This is a genomic window from Burkholderia pyrrocinia (assembly GCF_018417535.1).
GTDB classification, from domain to species: domain Bacteria; phylum Pseudomonadota; class Gammaproteobacteria; order Burkholderiales; family Burkholderiaceae; genus Burkholderia; species Burkholderia pyrrocinia_E.
In genome coordinates this window covers 2075716-2092239 of record NZ_CP070978.1, presented here as the reverse complement: position 1 = coordinate 2092239, position 16524 = coordinate 2075716, and the positions used below count along the sequence as shown (strand labels likewise).

At 67.9% G+C, this 16524-nt stretch carries 6 protein-coding genes and 1 pseudogene; 6 read left to right on the top strand and 1 reads right to left on the bottom strand.

Annotated features, from left to right (window positions below):
- The first annotated feature begins 1 nt into the window (after position 1).
- The 4 genes from JYG32_RS27530 (at position 2) to JYG32_RS27515 (ending at position 6734) form a co-directional block, all read left to right on the top strand.
- Positions 2-1174: an efflux RND transporter periplasmic adaptor subunit gene (locus tag JYG32_RS27530; protein ID WP_213265714.1), complete on the top strand. Its 1173-nt coding sequence runs from the start codon at positions 2-4 to the stop codon at positions 1172-1174.
- 6 nt (positions 1175-1180) lie between these two features.
- Entirely contained in the window at positions 1181-4375 is a 3195-nt protein-coding gene (locus tag JYG32_RS27525; protein WP_174379329.1) for an efflux RND transporter permease subunit, read from the top strand.
- 12 nt (positions 4376-4387) lie between these two features.
- Complete coding sequence (locus JYG32_RS27520) at positions 4388-5896, top strand: efflux transporter outer membrane subunit (protein WP_213265713.1); 1509 nt, start codon at positions 4388-4390, stop codon at positions 5894-5896.
- A 76-nt stretch (positions 5897-5972) separates the two neighbouring features.
- Positions 5973-6734 (top strand): SDR family NAD(P)-dependent oxidoreductase, encoded by a 762-nt coding sequence (locus tag JYG32_RS27515; RefSeq protein ID WP_249744667.1) that lies wholly within the window; start codon positions 5973-5975, stop codon positions 6732-6734.
- A gap of 136 nt (positions 6735-6870) precedes the next feature.
- Here the strand turns inward: JYG32_RS27515 and JYG32_RS39735 are convergent.
- Positions 6871-6993 (bottom strand): annotated as a pseudogene (locus tag JYG32_RS39735) (slipin family protein); the annotation flags it as partial.
- A 277-nt stretch (positions 6994-7270) separates the two neighbouring features.
- Between JYG32_RS39735 and JYG32_RS27505 the strand changes: the two are divergent.
- On the top strand, positions 7271-7723 hold the full coding sequence (locus JYG32_RS27505) for a type II toxin-antitoxin system HicB family antitoxin (RefSeq protein WP_213265712.1): 453 nt from the start codon (positions 7271-7273) through the stop codon (positions 7721-7723).
- Positions 7724-7785: 62 nt separating this feature from the next.
- On the top strand, positions 7786-16413 hold the full coding sequence (locus JYG32_RS27500; RefSeq protein ID WP_213265711.1) for a GH36-type glycosyl hydrolase domain-containing protein: 8628 nt from the start codon (positions 7786-7788) through the stop codon (positions 16411-16413).
- Positions 16414-16524: the final 111 nt, after the last annotated feature.

Below are 16524 nucleotides of genomic sequence, written 5' to 3'. Positions count from 1 at the left end.
TATGACATCCTCTCCCCAATCCGGCCGGATCGGCCGCCGGCGCGGCAGGACTGCGCTGACGATCGCGGCCGCCGCGGCCGTCGCGGTGGCCGGCTTCACGGCGCTCGGTTTCGACCGCCACAGCGCGGTAAAGGCCAACGAACCCGCTGCGTTCACCGAAGTCGATGTGGCGCCTGTATTGCAGCGGCGCATCACCGAATGGCAGAGCTATTCGGGGCGCGTTGAAGCGATCGAGCAGGTCGAAGTCCGGCCGCTGGTTTCCGGCACGGTCATCGCCGTTCACTTCCGCGACGGCGCGCTCGTCAGGAAGGGCGATCCGCTCTTCACGATCGATCCGCGCCCGTACGCGGCCGAGGTCGACCGCGCTGCCGCGCAGCTCGCGGCAGCGCAGGCCCGCAGCGACGATGCAGCCACCGACGCCGCGCGCGCGCAGCGTCTCATCGCCGACAATGCAATCGCAAAGCGCGACTACGACGCGAAGCAGAACGCCGCGCGCGAGGCGTCGGCCGGCCTGCGGGCGGCGCGCGCCGCACTCGAGTCCGCGCGCATCAACCTGTCCTATACGCGGATCGTCGCGCCGGTCGCGGGGCGTGTGTCGCGCGCCGAACTGACGGTCGGCAACATCGTGACGGCGGGAGCGAATGCGCCGCTCCTGACGACGCTGGTCTCGACCTCGCCGATCTACGCGTCGTTCGACGTCGACGAGAAGACCTATCTGCGCTTCCTCGGCCGCGCCGCGCACGACGATGTGCCCGCGCGACTGGGTCTTGCAGACGAAACTGGCTACTCGTACAAGGGCAGCGTCGCATCGGTCGACAACCGGCTCGACGCCCGCTCGGGAACGATCCGCGTACGCGCGCGTTTCGATAACCCGAACGGAACGCTCGTGCCCGGCCTCTTCGCGCGCGTGCGAATCGGAGGCGACGCGCCGCACGAGGTGCTGATGGTGCCCGACGAGGCAATCGGCACCGATCAGGACAAGAAATTCGTGCTCGTCGTCAACGACCGAAACCAGGTCGAGTACCGCATGATCGTCCTCGGCGATCTCTCCGACAACGGCCTGCGCATCGTCGATAGCGGGCTCGCGAAGGGCGAGCGCATCGTCGTGAACGGTGTACAGCGCGTGCGACCCGGCGACGGTGTCCGGGCTCATCCCGTCTCCCTGAACGGCTGATCCGCCATGAACATTTCCCGTTTCTTCATCGACCGGCCGATCTTCGCGTGCATGCTGTCTGTCGTCGTGCTGCTCGCCGGGCTGATCTCGCTGTTCCGGCTGCCGGTGTCCGAGTACCCGGAAGTCGTACCGCCGTCGATTGTCGTGCATGCGCAGTATCCGGGCGCGAATCCGAAGGTGATCGCCGAGTCGGTCGCATCGCCGCTCGAGGAGCAGATCAATGGCGTCGAGGACATGCTCTACATGCAGTCGCAAGCCAATGGCGACGGCAACCTGACGCTGACCGTCACGTTCCAGGTCGGCACCGATCCCGACAAGGCACAGCAGCTGGTGCAGAACCGCGTGTCGCAGGCGCTGCCGCATCTGCCCGAAGACGTGCAGCGGCTTGGCGTGACGACCGCGAAATCGTCGCCAACGCAGACGCTCGTCGTGCATCTCGTGTCGCCCGACAACCGCTACGACATGACCTATCTGCGAAACTACGGAATCCTCAACATCAAGGACCGTCTCGAGCGCGTGCCCGGCGTCGGCGAGGTCAAGATCTGGGGCGGCGGCGACTATGCGATGCGGATCTGGCTCGATCCGGCGAAGGTCGCCGCGCGCGGCCTGACCGCGAACGACGTGGTCGCGGCGATTCGCGAGCAGAACGTACAGGTTGCAGCCGGCGTGGTCGGCGGCTCGCCGATGTCGGTCAACGCGCCGATGCAACTGTCGGTCAATGCGCGCGGGCGGCTCTCGACCGAGCGCGAGTTCGGCGACATTGTCCTGAAGGCGGCGCCGGGCGGCGGCGTCACCTATCTGCGAGACGTCGCACGCGTCGAGCTGGCCGCCTCCGAATACGGACTACGCTCGCTGCTCGACGGCAAGCCGGCCGTTGCGTTCGCGATTCTGCAGGCGCCGAACGGCAACGCACTGGAGATTTCCCGACAGGTGCGCGAGATCATGACGCAGGCCAAGCGTGACATGCCGAAGGGCGTCGACTACCGTATCGTGTTCGATCCGACCCAGTTCGTTCGCGCGAGCATCGACGCCGTTATCCGTACGCTCGCCGAGGCGGTTGCACTCGTCGTGATCGTCGTCGTGCTGTTCCTGCAGACCTGGCGCGCGTCGATCATCCCGCTGCTCGCGGTGCCGATCTCGATCGTCGGGACATTCTCGCTGCTGCTCGCATTCGGGTTCTCGATCAACGCGCTATCCCTGTTCGGGATGGTGCTCGCGATCGGGATCGTGGTGGACGACGCGATCGTCGTGGTCGAGAACGTCGAGCGCAACATTGCGGCGGGGCTGAGTCCGCGCGAGGCGACTTATCAGGCGATGCGCGAGGTTAGCGGGCCGATCGTTGCAATCGCGCTGACGCTCGTCGCCGTGTTCGTGCCGCTCGCGTTCATGTCGGGGCTGACCGGGCAGTTCTATAAGCAGTTTGCGATGACGATCGCGATCTCGACCGTGATCTCGGCGTTCAATTCGTTGACGCTGTCGCCGGCGCTGTCTGCGCTGCTGCTCAAGCGCCACGACGCGCCGCAGGACTGGCTGACGCGCACCATGCATCGGATCTTCGGGGCGTTCTTCGCCCGTTTCAATTCCGTATTTCATCGCGTGTCGGGTGCCTATGGCGGAGGCGTCGCGCGAATCGTCGGCCGCAAGACGGCGGTGATGGCCGTCTACGCGGCGCTGCTCGGCGTCACCGTGTTCGTCGGCAAGACCGTTCCGGTCGGCTTCGTGCCCGCGCAGGATAAGGAATACCTGATCGCGTTTGCGCAACTGCCGAGCGGAGCGTCGCTCGATCGGACCGAGAAGGTGATCGCCGACATGACGCGGATCGCGCTGAAGCAGCCTGGCGTCGCGAGCGCGCTCGAATTCCCGGGGCTATCGGTGAACGGCTTCACGAACTCGTCGAGTGCGGGGATCGTCTTCATCACGCTGAAGCCGCTCGGCGAGCGCGGCAGCAGCGCGCTGTCGGCCGACGTGATCGCCAGCCAGCTGAACCAGGAATACGGGGCGATCAAGAGTTCGTTCATCGCCGTGTTCCCGCCGCCGCCGGTGCTCGGCCTCGGAACGCTGGGCGGCTTCAAGCTGCAGATCGAGGATCGCGGTGCGCTTGGCTACGAACGCCTGAACGAGGTCACCCAGGCCTTTATCAAGCGTGCCGCGTCGGCACCCGAACTGGGGCCGCTGTTCTCGAGCTACCAGATCAATGTGCCGCAGCTCAACGTCGACATCGACCGTGTGCGCGCCAAGCAACTCGGCATTCCCGTCACCGACGTGTTCGACACGATGCAGGTCTATCTCGGTTCGCTCTACGTGAACGATTTCAACCGCTTCGGCCGTGTCTACCAGGTGCGTGTGCAGGCCGATTCGCCGTTTCGCGCGACGGCGGACGACATCGGCCTGCTGAAGACGCGCAACGCGAACGGCGAGATGGTGCCGCTTGGCTCGCTCGTCAGCGTGAAGCCGACCTATGGCCCGGAGATGGTGGTCCGCTACAACGGCTTCGCGGCCGCCGACTTAAACGGTGGCCCGGCTCCGGGCTACTCGTCGGGGCAAGCGCTCGCGGCGATCGACCGGATCGCGGCCGAGACCTTCCCGCCCGGCATCAAGTACGAGTGGACCGAGATGACCTACCAGCAGGTGCTGGCCGGCAATTCGGCGCTCTGGGTGTTCCCGATCAGCGTGCTGCTCGTGTTCATCGTGCTTGCTGCGTTCTACGAGAGCCTTACGCTGCCGCTCGCGATCATCCTCGTCGTGCCGATGGGCATGCTGTCGGCGCTTGCGGGTGTCTGGCTCACGCGCGGCGACAACAATATCTTCACGCAGATCGGGTTGATGGTGCTTGTCGGGCTGTCTGCAAAGAACGCGATCCTGATCGTCGAGTTCGCGCGCGAACTCGAGCAGCAGGGGCGCACGATCGTTGCCGCTGCAATTGAGGCAAGCCGGCTTCGATTGCGCCCGATCCTGATGACCTCGATCGCGTTCGTGATGGGCGTCGTGCCGCTCGCGCTGTCGTCGGGCGCCGGCTCGGAGATGCGGCGCGCGATGGGCATTGCCGTGTTCTTCGGGATGCTCGGTGTGACGCTGTTCGGGCTGCTGCTGACGCCGGTGTTCTACGTTGTGCTGCGCAAGCTGGCGGGTGGCGAACGCGTAGGGGAAGCCGACCCGGCGCGCGGGGCGCTTCAGGGTGTCGGCGCGTCGCTTGAGATGTGATGGAGGAAACGAATGAAGCTATTGCGCAATTTCGCAGGGCCGGCATCGCTCGCCGCGCTGCTGGCTGCAGGCGGCTGCTCGCTCGCACCGAACTACGTGGTCCCGGCAGTTGGCGTGCCGTCGGGTTTCAAGGAAGCGTCGCCGCCCTCGGCATCCCCGGCTTCCGACGCGCCGGTTGCGTCGGCCGCTGACATGGGGGCGTGGAAGGCAGCTGAACCAGCCGACGATGCAGCGCGCGGCGCATGGTGGACGATATTCGGCGAGGCGACGCTCAATTCGCTCGAGGACGCCGCGCAGGCGGCCAGCCCGGGCCTGGCCGCTGCCGCCGCACGCATGAAGCAATCGCGTGCGGTACAGCAGGCCGCGCGCGCGAGCCTGTTCCCGTCGCTCGACGCAGGGTTCGGCCCGACGCGGCAGAAGTTCTCGCCGGCTTCGCAATTCCTGCCCGACGACGGGAACGGTCCGTTCCAGACCTTTTGGCGCGCGCAGGTCGGCGCTTCTTACGAGGCCGACCTGTTCGGCCGTGTATCCGATACGGCCGCCGCGGCGAAGGCCGACGCGCAGCAGAGCGAGGCGCTCTACCGCTCGGTACTGCTCGCGCTGCAGGCTGACGTCGCGCAGCAGTATTTCACGCTGCGCGAACTCGATGCGGAGCTCGTCGTGTTCGACCGCACGATTGCGCTGCGCGACGACGCCTGGCGGCTCGCGCAGCATCGTTTCGACGACGGCGACATCGGCGAACTCGACCTTGCGCGTGCGCGCGCCGAGCTCGAGTCGGCGCGCGCCGACCGATTGACCGTGGCGCGTGCGCGTGCATTGGCCGAGCACAGCCTCGCGATTCTGCTCGGCAAGGCGCCGGCCGACTTCACGTTCGTCGCGGCGCCGCTCGAGCCCGTGACGGTCGAGATCCCTCCGGGCCTGCCGTCGACGCTGCTTGAACGGCGGCCCGATGTCGCGGCGGCCGAGCGTGCGATGGCGGCGGCGAACGCGAGGATCGGCGTCGCAAAGGCCGCCTATTTCCCGTCGCTGTCGCTGACCGCTACGGGTGGCTTCGAATCGGGCTCGCTCGGCGATCTGTTCCGGTGGAGCAGCCGGACCTTCGTCCTCGGGCCGCTCGCCGGCGCCGCGCTGACGTTGCCGCTGTTCGATGGCGGAAGGCGTGCCGGCCACCTGGCAAGCGCGCGTGCCGTCTACGACGAGAGCGTCGCCAACTATCGCCAGCAGGTGCTCGGCGCGTTCCGCGACGTCGAGGACAACCTGTCCGCGCTACGCATCCTGAAGACCCAGCGGGCGACGCAGGACGCGGCGGTCACCGCGTCGTCGCGTGCGTCGACCCTGTCGCGCACACAGTACCGCGAGGGCGCGGTCGGTTATCTCGACGTGATCGACGCCGAGCGCGACACGCTGCAGTTACGCCGCGAGGCTCTGCAGCTCGCGGGTGCGCAGGCGATCGCTACCGTCAATCTGATCCGGGCGTTGGGAGGAGGCTGGGGCGCGGCACCAACGGTTGCCATTCGCTGAGGAGACGGTGTAGGCATCGGCGTTTCACCTGCGTGCAGCTTCGAACAACAATTAACTATCGGACAAATCGACAACCATGATGGATCTGGAACTGAAAGGGCGGACCGCGCTGATCTCCGGCGCGAGTTCTGGGATCGGCGCCGGCATTGCGCGCGTTCTGGCAAAACAGGGGGTGCGCGTCGCAGTGACGGCGCGGCGCTCGGAGCGGCTCATCATGCTCGCGACCGAGATCGAGAATTTCGGGGGCGAAACACCTGTCGTACTGACGGGCGACGTAACCGACGTGGCGGACGTCGCGCGCATCGTCGCCGAGGCTGAATCGGCGCTCGGCGCGATCGACATCCTCGTCAACAATGCCGGCGGCTCGCGGCAGGTGCCGGTGATCGCGCCGGAAGCGACATGGGACGAAGCGTTCGCGCTGAATTTCTCGGCTGCGCGTCGGCTCGCCGAAGCGGTGCTGCCAAGAATGCGCGCGCGCTGCTGGGGCCGCATCATCAACATCAGCGGCTCGATGGAGCCGCGCACGCTCAACGCTGCCAGTGCGGCGAAGGCGGCGCTTCATCTGTGGGCGAAGGGGCTCTCCTGCGACGTCGCCGCCGACGGTGTGACCGTCAACACGATCCCGCCGGGCCGCATCAACAGCGAGCAGACGCTGACGAAACTGCATCCGACCGAGGATGCACGCCAGGCGTTCGTCGCGAACAACATTCCGGCTGGCTATTTCGGCGAGCCCGACGATATCGGGCACCTGGTCGCATTCCTGGCCTCACCGCTCGCGCGATACATCACGGGCGCGGTCATTCCGGTGGACGGGGGCATGCATTACTTCGCGCACTGACCGCCTCGAGCGCGAATCGACGCCGTCGGAACGTTTCGATGCCTGCTCAGCGAAACGGACGACAAGCGCAGATTCCCGGCCCTGGGTTCAGGAGTGTCGTCGGGTGGTCTGCCTCGATGACAAGGTGAACGAGTGCTCATCCTTGCAATGTCATACCCGGATTCAGGCTGTCCACCATCGCACCGTGGATCAGGATCGTCGCGCCGCGTTCCTTCGTCGTTTCGCAGACGATGTTCATCGCCCGCAACTGAAGCGCGCCGCATCCCGGGTCGTCCTGGCCCTCCCGGCAACAGAGGCCGACGCGCCTGATGCGAACGTGCGCTCGGTCGCCGTGCAAATCATCGGTACGGTGCCGTACCTGGATCGAGCGCGTTGCGCTTGCCTGGCCGGATAGCGCGGCATCGGGCGATCCGGTGTGTGAACGGCCGGCAGCGCACCACGAAACGTGCCCCGGAGACTGTTCTTCAGCGTACCGACTCGTCGAGCCGCCGCGATGCACGATGACGTTCGTCACATTCCACTGTCGGGAGTGGTTCATGAAATATCCGATCTATATCACGCGGCACCGGAATCCCCGCTATCGCGGCGCGCTTCCGGATTTTCCCGATGTCGATGTGGAAGGTGACTCGTATGGCGAGTTGCAGGCGGCCGCTGCGCAACGGGTCATGGCCCGCTATGACCGGTCCGCGCGTCTCGTTCCGCCGCCGACTACGGACATGTCGGTATTGCAGGCGTCGGAGGTCGATGCCGGCGACGGGATCTGGCGGTTCTTCGATATCGATCTGACCCGGATGACGTCGAGTTCCGTGCGGATCGAGCTGTGCTTGCCGAAGCACATCGTGCACGACATCGATCGGACGGCGAGTGCGCTGCATACGACTCGCGATGCGTTCGTGTCGATGGCGTGCGAGAACGCCACCGACCGATCCGCGCAGCACGGCGGGGTGCTTGGCGAACCCGTCGCGAAATCGCTGTCGGAAGCGGCCTGACGGCGCGGGCGCGCCGGGCGTGAAGCCTGGGCGGCCGGTGCGGCCATTTCGGAGGAGGCGCCTTGAAGATTCGCGTTGCGCGTGTTTCTCGACGCCGGACATCGCCATGGAGCAATGCCCGGCCGATTCGCGAGGAGTTCTTCGGCGAGGAGCGACTGGCGCAGCATGCGGGCAGCCTGGCTCGCGCGCAGAAGGTGTTGCCCGGGGTGGCCTCGGGCCCCTCGCTGGCGACACGGCTGAAGGACAACGCGGATCATCTGCTGAAGGCCTACCGGAACACGGTGGCCGCAGACGCGCGCGGCGAAGAAATCACGCCCGCGGCAGAGTGGCTGCTCGACAACTACTATCTTGTCGCGGAACAGGTGCGGCAGATTCGGGACGATCTCTCCCCTCGCTATTACCGGCAATTGCCCAAACTCAGCAACGGTCCGTTCGCCGGTTATCCGCGCGTGTTCGGGATCAACTGGTCATTCGTCGCCCATACCGACAGTCGTTTCGATCCCGATGCGCTATGCCGTTTCATGCTTGCCTATCAGGCCGTGGAACCGCTGACGATCGGCGAACTGTGGGCGGTGGCGATCACGCTGAGGATCGTGCTGATCGAAAACCTGCGGCGGCTCGCGGATCAGATCATCGACGACCGGCGCGCGCGGCTCGACGCCGACGCGCTCGCGGATCGCCTGCTCGGCGAAGGCGGGCAGGCGCGGGTGGAGGCGGAGCCGCTCGTCGCCCGTTATGCGCAGGCCGTATTGCACGATGCGTTCGCGGTGCAGTTGATTCAGCGGCTGCATGATCCCGATCCGGCTGTTGCGCCGGCACTGGCGTGGCTGCATCTGCACCTGGCGGCGCGCGGCGCGACGCCGGACCAGATCGTCGCCTCCGTCAACCATCAGCAGGGCGCCGCCAGCCTGACCGTGCGCAACGTGATCACCAGCATGCGGCTGATTTCGGAGGTGGACTGGACCGATCTGTTCGAGCGCATCAGCCTGGTCGATCAGGTGCTGCGCAGCCACCCGGGCTTCGCGGAGATGGATTTCCCCACGCGCAACCTGTATCGCGACGCGGTTGAAGCGCTTGCCCGCGGCGCGCCCGTCAGCGAGCTCGAGATTGCCCGCCGCGTCGTCGCCGATGCGGCGGCGCAGGGTGCGAGCCGCGCGCCGGCCGCCGGCGCGGTGCCGGGCCGCGAGGCGGACCCCGGTTACTACCTGCTGGCGGACGGCCGCGCCGCGCTCGAAGCGGCGATCGGCTATCGGCCGCCCGTTGCGTTGTGGTTACGGCGCCTGACACGCCACGCCGGTCTCGGCGGTTATCTCGGCCGTATCGGGCTGATCGTCGCACTGCTGCTGGCGGGCATGCTGGCGTGGCTCACGCGCGTCGAACCGCCCGGTCACTGGATGATCTGGCTCGGCCTCGCCGGCCTGCTGCCCGCGCTGGATGCCGCAGTCGCGCTCGTCAATCGCGCGGTAATGAGGGATATCGGCGCCAGCATCCTGCCGGGCCTCGCGCTGCTCGACGGCATCCCGCCGGGCCTGCGCACCCTGGTCGCGGTGCCGGTGCTGCTGACGACGGAAGCGGCGCTCACCGAGCAGATCGAGCAACTGGAAATCCATCATCTGGCAAGCCCCAACGGGGCGCTTTACTTCGCATTGCTCTCCGACTGGGTGGATGCGCCCACCCCGCACGCCGACAGCGACGACGGGCTGCTGGCATCCGCGGTGGCGGGCATCGACCGGTTGAATCGTCTCTATCCGGCGGCGCCGGACGAAGGCGAGCGCTTTCTGCTGCTGCACCGCAAGCGCGTGTGGAACGACGGCGAACGGTGCTGGATGGGCTGGGAGCGCAAGCGCGGCAAGCTGCACGAGCTGAACCGGATGCTGCGCGGGGCATCGGACACGACGTTCATCGCGCCGGAAGGCCGGCCGCCGTGCGTGCCGCCGGACGTGCGCTACGTGATCACGCTCGATGCCGATACGCGGCTGCTGCGCGATACCGTGCGCCGCCTGGTCGGCAAGATGGCGCACCCGCTCAACCGGCCGGTATTCAACTCGGCGAGCCGGTGCATCGTCGAAGGCTATGGCGTGCTCCAGCCGCGCGTGACTTCGTCCCTCGCGAGCGGCGACGAGGGCTCGCTGTTCCAGCGCGTGTCGTCGAGCGCGCACGGCATCGATCCCTACGTGTCGGCCGTATCGGATGTCTATCAGGATTTGTTCGACGAAGGCTCCTATGCGGGCAAGGGCATCTACGACGTCGACGCGTTCGAGGCGGTGCTCGCCGGCCGCGTGCCGGAGAACACGGTGCTCAGTCACGATCTGTTCGAAGGCATTTTCGCGCGGGCCGGGCTGGCGTCGGATATCGAGGTCGTCGAAGCGTCGCCGTCCCGCTACGACGTCGCGGCGGGACGCCTGCACCGATGGGCGCGCGGCGACTGGCAGCTCCTGCCGTGGTTGATTTTCGGCCACGAACCGCTGACGGCGGTCGGCCGCTGGAAGATGCTGGACAACCTGCGCCGCACGCTCACGGCACCTGCCATGCTGATCGCGCTGCTGGCCGGATGGGTGCTGCCGCTCCCCGTGTCGATCGCCTGGAGCGCCTTCGTGCTGGTGACGATCGCGCTGCCGTTTCTGTTGCCCGTATTGAGTGGACTGGTGCCGCGCTGGCGGCGCACGCACGTCAAGATGACCACGCGCAGCGTGCTCTATGCGTGGTCGACGGAGCTGCGGTTCGCGTTGACGCGGTTCGGCTTGTCGATCGTCATGCTGCCGCAGCAGGCGTGGTCGATGGGCGACGCGATCGCGCGCACGCTGTTTCGCGTGGGGATCAGCCGTCGCCATCTGCTCGAATGGATCACGGCGGCCGAAGCCGGCGCGCGCGACCGGCGGACCCTGGCGTTCACCTATCTGCAGATGCGCGGCGGCGTGACGCTCGCGCTGCTTGGCGCGGCTGTCAGCCTGATGGCGGGCTGGCGCTTCGATCATCATGCGGGCTGGCTGGCCGTTCCGTTCGCGCTGGTCTGGCTCGCTGCGCCGGCGATCGCCTACTGGCTGAGCCGCGCACCGCGGCCGGCGGGCGAACTGGCGGTGGCCCCGCACGATGCACGCCAACTGCGGCGCGACGCGCGCCGGACCTGGCGTTATTTCGAGACCTTCGTGACGGCCGACGATCAGATGCTGCCGCTGGACAATTTCCAGGAGGACCCGAAGCCCGTTGTCGCGCACCGGACTTCGCCCACCAATATCGGGCTGTACCTGTTGTCTGCCGTCAGCGCCCGCGAGTTCGGCTGGCTTGGCACGCTGGACGCGGTGTCGCGGCTGGAGGAGACCCTCGCGACGATGCGGCTGATGCAGCGCTATCGCGGTCATTTCTATAACTGGTACGACACGCGGGACCTGCGGCCCCTCGAGCCGAGGTATGTGTCGTCGGTCGACAGCGGCAATCTCGCCGGCCACCTGATCGCGCTCGGCAACGGTTGCCGAGCGTGGGCGAATCAACCCGTTGGCGTGGGGCGGCAGGCCGCGTATGAAGGGATCGACGACACGCTCGCGCTGTTGCGCAAGGCAGTGTGCCGGGATGGCGATGCCCGGACGACCTTGCACGGCGAATTCGAGCGGGCCGCGACCGAGCTGGAGGAGACGCTCGCCGCGCCGCCCGGGGAGGGCGCCGCACCGGAATGGCCCGCGATCACGATCCTCGCCGCGACGGTCGCCGATGTCGCGCGCGCGCTGATGGACGACGTCGGCCGGGTGCGGGGCGGCGACGTCGACGACGTGCTGTTTTGGGCGCAGGCGCTGGAGCACGCGGTGCAGGGGCATTGTCGCGACGCGACGCGCACGCCGGACGAAGCGGACGTGTTGAACAAGCGGCTTCATGCGCTGGCCGATACCGCGTTGCAGATGGCCTATGCGATGGAGTTCGGCTTTCTGCTCGACCCGGTGCGGAATCTGCTGTCGATCGGTTACGCGGTGGCTGACGGACGGCTCGATCCGGGCAACTACGACCTGCTGGCGTCGGAGGCTCGCCTGGCGAGTTTCGTCGCGATCGCGAAGGGCGATGTCCCGGCACGGCACTGGTTCCGGCTCGGTCGCCTGGCGACGCCGATCGGGCACGGCGCGGCGCTGATCTCGTGGTCGGGATCGATGTTCGAATACCTGATGCCGTCGCTGGTGATGCGCGCGCCGGACAGCAGCCTGCTCGCGCGCACCAATCACCTCGTGGTGCGTCGGCAGATCGCCTATGGCGACGGCCTGCGCCTGCCGTGGGGCATGTCCGAATCGGCGTACAACACGCGCGACATCGAGCTGACCTATCAGTATTCGAGCTTCGGCGTGCCAGAATTGGGGCTCAAGCGCGATCTCGACCAGAATCTGGTGGTCGCGCCCTATGCGACCGCGCTCGCGGCGATGGTCGCGCCGGACGCCGCCGCGCGCAACTTCGAGCGGTTGCGCGCGGCCGGCGCGAGCGGGCGCTTCGGCTTCTACGAAGCGCTCGACTACACGCCCGCGCGCGTGCCGGAAGGCATGCCGGTTGCCATCGTGCGGGCGTTCATGGCGCATCACCAGGGCATGTCGATCGTGTCGATCGCCAATGCGTTGCTGGGCGGGCGCATTCGCGCATTCTTCCACGGCGAGCCGGCTGTCCGCGCAACCGAGCTGCTGTTGCAGGAGCGGGTCCCGGGCCGGGTCGCGGCAGGGCGGCCGCGGGTCGACGCGAGCCCCGCGGGCAGGATGCACGGCATCGATGCCGGCGTCGCGCGGCATCTGCTGTCGGCGGACGATCCCGCGCCCGTCACGCATCTGCTGTCCAACGGCCGCTACGCCGTGATGCTCACGGCCGCGGGTTCCGGCTACAGCCGTCGCGACGATCTGGCCGTCACGCGCTGGCGGGAAGACGCGACGCGCGACGATTGGGGCAGCTATCTGTATCTGCGCGACGCCGAGAACGGCGACGTCTGGTCGGCCACGTGGCAACCCACCGGCGTGGTGCCGGACAGCTACGAAGTGACGTTCACCGAGGATCGCGCCGAGTTCGTGCGTCGCGACGGCACGTTGACGACGTCGCTGGAGGTGGTGGTATCCGCCGAGGACGACGCGGAGGTGCGGCGGGTGTCGGTGGCCAATGCGGGCACCCGGGCCCGCGTGATCGAATTCACGTCCTACGCGGAAATCGTGCTCGCGCCGCCCGCCGCCGATCACGCCCATCCCGCGTTCTCGAAACTGTTCATCGAGACCGAGTACGTGCCGGCGTCCGGCGCGATTCTGGCGACGCGGCGCAAGCGCGCGCCGAACGAGGCGGAGGTCTGGGCCGCCCATCTGGCGGTGACGTCCGGCGAAACCGTCGGCGCGGAAGAATTCGACACCGATCGATTGCGCTTCATCGGACGCGGGCGCAGCGTTCGCCTGCCGCTTGCGCTGGCCGAACAGCGTGCGCTGAGCGCTTCCGAAGGCACGGTGCTGGACGCGGCGTTCACGTTGCGGCAGCGGCTGCGCATCGAGCCGGGCGCGAAGGCGAGCATCGTCTACTGGACCATCGTCGCGGATTCGCGCGCGCAGTTGCTCGACCTGGTCGACAAGCATCGCGACGGCGAGTCGTTCGCGCGTGCGGCGATGCTCGCGTGGACCCAGGCGCAGGTGCAACTGCGGCATAGCGCGGTGAGCCTCGACGAGGCCGCGTTGTTCCAGCAGCTGGCCGGATACATGCTCTACAGCGATGCGTCGATGCGGCCGGGTTCCGCCGCGCTGCTGCGCCATGCGGCGGCGGTGTCGGCGGCGGGCGGCGTGGGCGCGTCGCCGCTATGGACGCATGGCGTATCGGGGGATCTGCCGATCCTGCTGGTGCGGATCGACGACATCGAGCACATCGCCATGGTGCGGCAGTTGATCCGCGCGCACGAGTATTGGCGGATGAAGCGGCTCGAGGTCGATCTGGTCATCATCAACGAGCGCGCGGCGTCGTATGTGCAGGATTTGCAGGCTGCGCTGGAGGGGCTGGTGCGGGCCCGACAGCCGCCGGGAGAAGCCGGGTGCGGCAGTATTTTCGTGCTGCGCGAGGACCTGATGGCGGCAGCGGCGCGCGCGCTGTTTCCGTCGGTCGCGCGAGCCGTGCTCGCCGCGCGCAATGGCCGGCTGGTGGACCAGTTGCGGCGCCTCGCGGCTTCGCCGCTGCCCGCCCGCCCGGATGCCGCGCGAGCGCCGCTGTTGCCGCCTGCGTTGCCGCCGCCGAAGGGCGCGCAGGCCGGTGCCGGTCTCGAATACTTCAACGGCATCGGCGGTTTCGCGCGGGGCGGCCGCGAATACGTCGTGATCCTGCAGCCCGGTCAATGCACGCCGATGCCGTGGGTCAACGTCGTCGCGAATCCATCGTGCGGTTTCCTGGCGTCGGCGGAGGGGGGCGGCTATACCTGGGTGACGAACAGCCGCGAGCATCCGCTGACGCCGTGGTCGAACGACCCGGTCACCGATCCGCCCAGCGAGGTGTTCTATGTTCGCGACGACGAGACCGGCGTGCGCTGGGGGCCCCAGGCGGGCTCGATCGGCGAGGATGCGCCGGGCGCGACCCCTTTCGTCGCGAGTCATGGTCAGGGCTACAGCCGGTTTGCGCATACCGCCGCCGATGTCGCTGTCGAATTGCTGCAGTTCGTGCCGCTGGCCGATCCCGTCAAGATTTCCCGCCTGACCTTGCGCAACCTGTCCGACCGGACCCGCCGGCTGTCCGTCGCAACCTATGCGGAGTGGGCGCTGGGCGCGTCGCGCAGCGTCGCGGCGCCGCACACCGCGAGCGAGATCGATCCGCCCACCGGCGCGCTGTTTGCCCGCAATGACTGGAGTCAAGCGTATCGCGGCAGGGTGGCGTTCGCCGATCTATGCGGTCTGCAAACCTCCTGGAGCGCGGACCGGCGCGAGTTCATCGGCCGCAATGGTGTCCTGAGCGATCCCGCCGGGTTTCCGGGCAGCGTCGGCGCGTCGCCGCTGTCGGGCCGGGTCGGCGCCGGGCTCGACCCGTGTGCCGCGTTGCAGACCACGGTCGATCTCGAACCCGGCGGTGTCGTGGAAATCGTCTTGCTGCTCGGCGAAGGCGCCGATGCGGCAACGGCGCGACAGTTGATCGCGCATTACCGTCAGGCGGATCTCGACGCGATATTCGCCGCCGTGACGGCGTTCTGGGACGAGACGCTCGGCGCGATCCAGGTCGAGACGCCGGACCGCGCGATGGATCTGATGCTGAACCGCTGGCTGCTGTACCAGACGCTGTCGAGCCGGATCTGGGCGCGTGCGGGCTTCTATCAGGCCAGCGGCGCGTACGGTTTTCGCGACCAGTTGCAGGACGGCATGGCGCTCGCGGTCGCCCGCCCGGCCCTGACGCGCGAGCATCTGCTGCGGGCGGCGGCGCGCCAGTTTCCGGAGGGCGACATGCAGCACTGGTGGCTGCCGGAAAGCGGCAGCGGCGTACGCACGCGGATCTCCGATGACCGCGTCTGGCTTGCCCATGCGGTTGCGCACTACGTCGACGTCAGCGGCGACCGGGCGATTCTCGATGCGTCGATCCCGTTCATCGACGGGCGACCGCTGGCCGCCGACGAGCAGGACGCGTTCTTCATCCCGCGCATCTCGGAAACGAGCGCGTCGCTGTTCGAGCATTGCGTGCGCGGGCTGGAGTCCAGTCTCGCGCATGTCGGCGAGCATGGCCTGCCGCTGATCGGCACGGGCGACTGGAACGACGGCATGAACCGGGTCGGCGAGGCCGGGCGGGGCGAAAGCGTCTGGCTCGGCTGGTTCCTGCATGCGACGCTCACGGCGTTCGCCCCGCTCGCCACGGCGCGCGGCTCGGGCGAACTGGCGGCGCGCTGGTCGACGCGCGCCGGCGCGTTGCGCGACGCGCTCGCCGATGCGGGATGGGACGGCGAGTGGTATCGGCGCGGCTACTTCGACGACGGTACACCGCTCGGCTCGGCCGGCAATGCCGAATGTTCGATCGACGCGATCGCGCAGTCGTGGAGCGTGCTGTCCGGCGCGGCGGACCCGGCGCGCGCCGCGCGGGCGATGGACGCGCTGGAAGCGCGGCTGATCCGCCGCGACGATGGCCTGGCGCTGCTGTTCGCGCCACCGTTCGATCGTTCGCCGGTCGATCCCGGTTATATCAAGGGCTATCCGCCGGGCATCCGGGAAAACGGCGGCCAGTACACGCATGCGGCCACGTGGTCGGTGCTTGCGTTCGCGCAAATGGGTGATGGCGATCGCGCCGCGAAGCTGTTCGCGCTGCTCAATCCGGTCAATCGCAGCCGCACGCGCAGCGGCGCGAATCGCTATCGGGTGGAGCCATACGTGGTCGCGGCCGACGTCTATTCGGTCGCGCCGCATGTCGGCCGGGGCGGATGGACCTGGTACACCGGCTCGGCGGGCTGGCTGTATCGCGCGGGCGTCGAAGGTCTGCTAGGCCTGCGCAGGCACGGCGACATGCTGTCCATTCAACCGTGCATACCGCGATCCTGGCCGGGTTTCAGGGCAACGCTGTGCCACGGGGCGTCGCACTACGACATCGTCGTCGAGAATCCGGACGACGTCAGCGGCGGCGTGTCCCGCCTCGTCGTGGATGGCGTGCGGCTCGCCGCCGGCGAAGCGGCGGTGCGGCTCGTGGACGACGGTCGGCGTCACAGCGTGGTCGTGACGCTGGGGGCTGCACAGGCGGTGCTTTTGTGAGGCGGCAGGTTGGCATCCGGGCCGGTACGTTAGCGGACGGACTGCGCGCAATTCACCGCCCATCATGAACCGACGTCCCGAATTTCATCGGGATGTCAGCGCATGGGCTTC